The 6440-nt window shown below is 68.2% G+C and carries 4 protein-coding genes; all 4 read right to left on the reverse strand.

Annotated elements, in window-relative coordinates:
- Positions 1-1237: serine/threonine-protein kinase (locus GV790_RS28545; RefSeq protein WP_163817889.1), on the reverse strand; the 1237-nt coding region annotated here is incomplete at its 3' end.
- Positions 1238-1441: 204 nt separating this feature from the next.
- Entirely contained in the window at positions 1442-2194 is a 753-nt protein-coding gene (locus GV790_RS28550; RefSeq protein WP_163817891.1) for a maleylpyruvate isomerase family mycothiol-dependent enzyme, read from the reverse strand.
- Between the two features lie 163 nt (positions 2195-2357).
- Positions 2358-4508 carry a 3-hydroxyacyl-CoA dehydrogenase NAD-binding domain-containing protein gene (locus tag GV790_RS28555; protein ID WP_163817893.1) on the reverse strand — a complete coding sequence of 717 codons (2151 nt, stop codon included), beginning with the start codon at positions 4506-4508 and terminating at the stop codon, positions 2358-2360.
- A gap of 34 nt (positions 4509-4542) precedes the next feature.
- Positions 4543-5754, reverse strand: a complete 1212-nt coding sequence (locus tag GV790_RS28560) for an acetyl-CoA C-acetyltransferase (protein WP_138447751.1) — start codon at positions 5752-5754, stop codon at positions 4543-4545.
- Positions 5755-6440: the final 686 nt, after the last annotated feature.

Consider the following 6440-nt stretch of genomic DNA (forward strand, 5'->3'; position numbering starts at 1 on the left):
GGTCGTAGCCGGGGCGCGGGGTGGGCGGGCTCAGGTTCAGCGGCCAGCTGCGGCGCGCGGTGACCGCGGTGCGGCCGCCCTGCGCGGGCGCGGCATCGGATTCGTCGGTGGTGTCCAGCAGGGCCATCTCGTCGGCCATCTGCCCGTGCGCGCGCTGGATCGCACGCAGTGTCTCGCCGAACTCGTAGGCCGAGGCGGGGCGATCGTCCGGGTTCTGCGCCATCGCGTGTTCGACGGCCGCGGCCACGTCGGAGGGGATGTCTTGTTCGCGCAGGTCGGGGACGGGCTGGGTGGTGATCCGCAGGAACTGCGCCACCACCTTCTCCCCCGCCTGACGTTCGAACGCCGCGTGGCCGGTGAGCAGCGCGAACAGTGTCGCGCCGAGCCCGTAGACGTCCGAGCGGACCGTCGGCTCATCACCCTTGAGCACCTCGGGCGCGGTGAACGCGGGTGAACCGGTGATCATGCTGCTCGAGGTGCGGAACCCACCGGGCACCCTGGCGATACCGAAATCGGTGAGCTGCGGTTCGCCGTACGAACTGAGCAGCACATTGGCCGGTTTGACGTCGCGGTGCAGAATGCCCGCCCGGTGCGCGCTCTCGATCGCGCCGGCCAGTTTCACCCCGGCGCGCAGCGTGTCCGACCAGGTGAGCGGGCCGTTGTCGCGGACGACGACCTCCAGCGAACCTCGGGTGGCATACGGCATGACGATGAACGGCCTGCCGGTGGCGGTGACGTCGACCTGGAGGATGTCGACGATGTTCGGGTGCCCGGACAGCCGGCCCATCGCGTGTTCCTCGCGCAGGAAGCGTTCGCGACTCTCGTCGTCGATATCGGAGGACAGCACCTTCACCGCGACGACCCGGTCGAGCGCGCGCTGTACGCACCGGTAGACGACGCCGAAGCCGCCGTGCCCGATCTCGCGCGCGCCCGACAGGCCCATGGCCTCGAGTTCGTCCTCGATGGCGATGGGATTGTTCTCCTGGGTGTCGCGGTCTTCTGGCCGGGTGCCGGTGTCGCCATTGCCGGAGACGGCCGGCCTGGCGGCGGCGCCGGTTTCGTCGGCAGCACCGGCTACCGGGTCCGCGCCGGCGGCGGCATCGGATTCGGCCGGTTCCGTGTCGGCCTCGGACTCGGGGCCAGGTGATCGCGTGGCGAGGTCGGGCTGCCAGCGCGCCGTATCGGAGACGACGCTGCCCGACTCGCTCGCGCGGTCCGAACGCGCCCGTGGATCCATCTCACCACCTCGCACTCCCGACGAATCGGCGGCCGACGAGCACATCCTGTTCTCGGGCGGTCGAGCGGATCGCCCGACGGCCGTCGTGCGCTCGGCCTCCGGACCCGGAGTGGCTCCGGTATCCGAATCCTCTGCGCACCTCCAACGTAGCTCGGTGCGCGACGGTGTGGGTGGGTTTCCCGTCCCGCGTGGCGGGCGATCCGATCAGGGTGGGGTGAGGGCGGCGGTCAGTCCCAGATCACCGCGCCGGACGGCCCGGCTCGGGCGCTGCCAGACCGCGCGGTACACCTGGTCGGCGGCGCCGCTCAGCGAGGCGTCCGCGGGGGTCGGCGGGCCGCCGAGGCTGACCCGCAGCGGTTCGCCGTCGGTCGAGAGCCGCACGGTCCAGGCGAGATCGGTATCGACCGCGTGCACGAGGACGCTGCCGCCGCGGGGCGGTGGAATGCGGCGCAACTGGCGCGGGATGGTCACCCGCAGCGCCTCATCGATCCCGTCGGCGGCGAAGCGGGTGTCGAAGAGCTCGCCGACAGCGCCTGGGTCGACCGAACCGATCCTGGCATGCCTGGCATCGAGCCGGTGGATGGCGGTCTCGTGGGCCTGCCTGCGCGCCCAGAAACGCGCGGTCGCGGTATCGGCGCCGGCGAAGACCCAGGTGGGAGCGTCCGGGCCGAGTTCGGTCAATGCGGTGAGCACTGCCGTCAGCCGGGCGTCCCAGTAGTCGATCAGCTCCGGCCACTCGACCGGAGGCTCCTCCGCGCGCGGCGGTTCCGCTACACCGGGCTCGCTGCGCAAGGCCTGTTCGACCCACTGGTACACCCGCGCGAGATGCCGAACCAGTTGCCGCACAGTCCATCCCGGACAGGTGGGCACCGCAGGATCGGGGCCGCAGGCCACCACGTCCGATCGCAGGGCCGCGGCATGCGCCGTGAGCTGCTCGATATGCTCGCCGAATTCCACCCACCCGACGTTAGCCGCCGCCTCACCGCCGGCCCGCGGCCCGGGTGAGCTCGGGTCCGGCACCGCCGATCCGGCCGGAAACCGGCACCGGACGGCGAAGGCCCGCCACCGCGAAACACGGTGACGGGCCTTGCCTTTCGCGATCAGCGACCGCGAGCGATGACTACTTGCGCAGCGAAGCCGGAACCTCGAAACGCGCACCGTAGGTCTTGGCCAGCTCGTCGGCGCGAGCCACGAAGGCCTCCTGGCCGCCCGGGTAGCCGACGATGAACTGGTGCACACCACCGGTCCAGGCCGGGTAGCCGATGCCGAAGATCGAGCCGATGTTGGCGTCGGCGGTCTTCTCCAGCACGCCCTCGTCGAAACACTTCTGGGTCTCGATCGCCTCGATGAACAGCATGCGGTCGATCAGATCCTGGATCGGCACACCGAAGCCGATGTTCGACTTGTAGTGCTCGGCCAGGCCGGACCACAGGCCGATGCGCTTGCCGTTCTCGTCGTAGTCGTAGAAGCCGGCCTTCTCCAGGCGGCCCGGGCGACCCGAGTTCACCATGAACTCGATGACGTCGATGGCCGGGTGACGCTCCTTGCCCATGGTGACCTCACCACGCGCGATGGCCTCTTCGGTCTCCTTGGCGATCTTCAGCATGAGCTTCATGTTCAGCTCATCCGACAGCTGCAGCGGCGCGGCCGGGTAGCCCGCCTGCAGACCCGCCTGCTCGATGGTCGCGGGCGCGATGCCCTCACCGAGCATGGCGATCGCCTCGTTGACGAAGGTGCCGATGACGCGCGAGGTGAAGAAGCCGCGGCTGTCGTTGACGACGATCGGGGTCTTCTTGATCGCGAGGGTGTAGTCGAACACCCGCGCCAGCGCCTCGGGCGAGGTCTTCTCACCCTTGATGATCTCCACCAGCGGCATCTTGTCGACCGGCGAGAAGAAGTGGATGCCGATGAAGTCCTCCTGGCGCTTCACGCCGGTCGCCAGACCGGTGATCGGCAGGGTGGAGGTGTTGGAGCCGAGCAGGGCGTCCGCGTCGACGATGTCCTCGATCTCCTGGAACACCTTGTGCTTGAGCTCGGTGTTCTCGAAGACGGCCTCGATGACGAAGTCGACACCGGCGAAGTCGGCCGCGTCCGCGGTCGGCTTGATCCGGTCCAGCAGCGCCTTGGACTTCTCTTCGGTGGTCTTACCCCGGGAGAGGGCCTTGGCCTCGATCTTCTCCGAGTAGCCCTTGCCACGCTCGGCGGCCTCGAGGGTGACGTCCTTGAGCACGACCTCGTAGCCGGCCTTGGCCGACACGTAGGCGATACCGGCGCCCATCATGCCCGCGCCGAGCACGCCGACCTTCTTGATCTCACGCTTGGGCACATCGGCCGGACGCGAGCCACCGTTGTTGATCGACTGCAGGTCGAAGAAGAACGCCTGGATCATGTTCTTGGCGACCGGGCCGGTGAGCAGGTGCACGAAGTAGCGCGACTCGATCAGCGAGGCGTTGTCGATGTCGACCTGCGAACCCTCGACCGCGGCGGACATGATCGCGCGCGGAGCGGGCATGTTCGCGCCCTTGATCTGCTTGCGCAGGTTGGCCGGGAAGGCCGGCAGGTTCGCCGCGAACGCGGGCGAGGACGGGGTGCCGCCGGGGATCTTGAAGCCCTTCTTGTCCCACGGCTGGACGCCACCCTCGGGGTTGGCCTTGATCCACGCCTTGGCGGCGGGGACCAGTTCCTCGACCGAGCCGACGACCTCGTTGATCAGGCCGATCTCCTTGGCCTTCGCGGGCCGGTACTTCTGGCCCTGCAGCAGCACCTGCATGAGCGCACCCTGCAGGCCGAGCATGCGCACGGTGCGGATGACGCCGCCGCCGGCGGGCAGCAGGCCGAGGGTGACCTCGGGCAGACCGAGCTGCACACCGGGCACATCCGCCGCGATCCGGTAGTGGGTGGCGAGGGTGATCTCCAGGCCACCACCGAGGGCGGCGCCGTTGATGGCGGAGACGACCGGCTTGCCGAGGGTCTCCAGGCGACGCAGGGCGCCCTTGATCTGGCCGAGCTCATCCATGAGGGCCTGAGCGTCGTCCTTGCCGACCTTCATCATGTTCTTCAGGTCGCCACCGGCGAAGAAGGTCTTCTTGGCCGAGGTCAGCACCACACCGGTGATGTTGTCCTTCTCGGCCTCGAGCCGCTCGACCGTCGCGGTCATCGACTTCTTGTACAGGTCGTTCATCGTGTTGGCGCTCTGGTTCGGGTCGTCCATCGTCAGCACGACGATGCCGTCCGAATCCTGCTCCCAACCGATCATGTTGGTCTCGCTCACAGTTTCTTTCTCCTTGTGAAGTATCGGTTGGGGGTCAGACGCGCTCGATGATGGTGGCCACGCCCATGCCGCCGCCGATGCACAGGGTGATCAGCGCGTAGCGGCCGTTGCGGCGCTCCAGCTCGTCGACCATGGTGCCGGTGATCATCGCGCCGGTGGCACCCAGCGGGTGGCCCATGGCGATCGCGCCACCGTTGACGTTCAGCTTCTCGTCCGGAACCTTCAGGTCCTTCTGGAACTTCAGCACCACCGAGGCGAAGGCCTCGTTGATCTCGACCAGGTCCATGTCGTCGATGGTCAGGCCGGCCGTGGCCAGGGCCTTCTTCGCGGCCGGGGTCGGGCCGGTCAGCATGATGGTGGCATCGGCGCCGCTGGTGGCGGTGGCCACGACGCGGGCGCGCGGGGTCAGGCCGGAGGCCTTACCTGCCTCTTCGGTACCGATCAGCAGCAGCGCGGCGCCATCGACGATGCCGGAGCTGTTACCGCCGTGGTGGACGTGGTTGATCTTCTCCACGAAGTGGAACTTCTGCAGCGCCACCGCGTCGAAGCCGCCCATCTCGCCCAGACCGGCGAAGGAGGGGTTCAGCTTGGCGAGGTCTTCCAGGGTGGTGCCGGGACGCATGTGCTCGTCGTTGTCGAGCACGACCAGGCCGTTCTGATCCTTCACGGGAACGATCGACTTGGCGAAGTAGCCGCCCGAGGTGGCCTTGGCGGCCAGCTCCTGCGAGCGCACGGCGTAGGCGTCGACATCCTCGCGGGAGAAGCCCTCGATGGTGGCGATCAGGTCGGCGGACACACCCTGCGGCACGAAGTAGGTGTCGTAGGCGGTGGCCGGGTCCATGGCCCACGCACCGCCGTCGGAGCCCATCGGCACGCGCGACATCGACTCGACGCCACCGGCGATCACCAGATCGTCGAAGCCCGAGCGCACCTTCTGCGCGGCCAGGTTCACGGCCTCGAGGCCGGAGGCACAGAAGCGGTTGAGCTGGAAGCCGCCGACGGTGTCGGGCAGGCCCGCGGTGAGCACGGTGGTGCGGGCGATATCGGCGCCCTGGTCACCGACCGGGGAAACGACACCGAGGATCAGATCCGAGATCCGGTCTTCGTCGAGGTTCGGGAAGCGATTGCGCAGCTCCTGAACCAGACCCGTGGTGAGGTCGATCGGCTTGACCGAGTGCAGCGACCCCTTCTTGTTGCGGCCGCGCGGGGTGCGGATGGCCTCGAAAATGTAGGCCTCTGTGGTCATATCGGAGTGTTTCCTTCCTAGGGTTGCGCCCGGACCGCACTAGGCGGCACCGGCGCGGGTAACCTCGCCGACCGGCCATGAGACCGACCGTGTGTATTCAATTCGCGGTACTCCCGGTGCCAGTCGTGCCACCACGCTCACACCGCCCATGTTCAATTTGCGCTGCTCACGCAACCGCGGTGGTTACTAGAGCTGCCGCCTGCCCAGTCTTCGCCACTACCGCCTAACGCTGTACAAACGAGGACATGGGCCTGCCGACGCAAGACAAGGTCGCCCGTACGCCTGGGCATACGATAGAACCTCGCCTCGCATGAGCTCGCGGCCACCCGCACATACTACCGCCGGATGCGAACTCCGGTTAACTTAACGTCGGGCGGGCAGTGGTTGTCAACCCTCTGGCCGGGTGCGATGCGCCTCACTCCAACCTGACGGCACCCAGCTCGGAGGCGAGCAATTGCAGGGCGACCTCATCCGGGTCCTGCCGGTCTCCCGGCGCCACCGGCCGCGCGGATTCGGCCAGCATCTCCTGCTCTTCCTCCGGCGTCGGCGGCGGGATCGGCGCGCCGCTGTACTCGCCAGGGCCCGGATCGTCGGGCAGATCGGGGTAATCGGGGGGCGGAATGTCGTCGTTTGTACAGCGTTAGGCGGTAGTGGCGAAGACTGGGCAGGCGGCAGCTCTAGTAACC

This window comes from Nocardia cyriacigeorgica (assembly GCF_010858045.1).
GTDB classification, from domain to species: domain Bacteria; phylum Actinomycetota; class Actinomycetes; order Mycobacteriales; family Mycobacteriaceae; genus Nocardia; species Nocardia cyriacigeorgica_E.

Bases quoted from the DNA above. Each gene is read 5' to 3' on its own strand.
- GV790_RS28560 (WP_138447751.1), bottom strand. From the start codon at position 5,754: ATGACCACAGAGGCCTACATTTTCGAGGCCATCCGCACCCCGCGCGGC.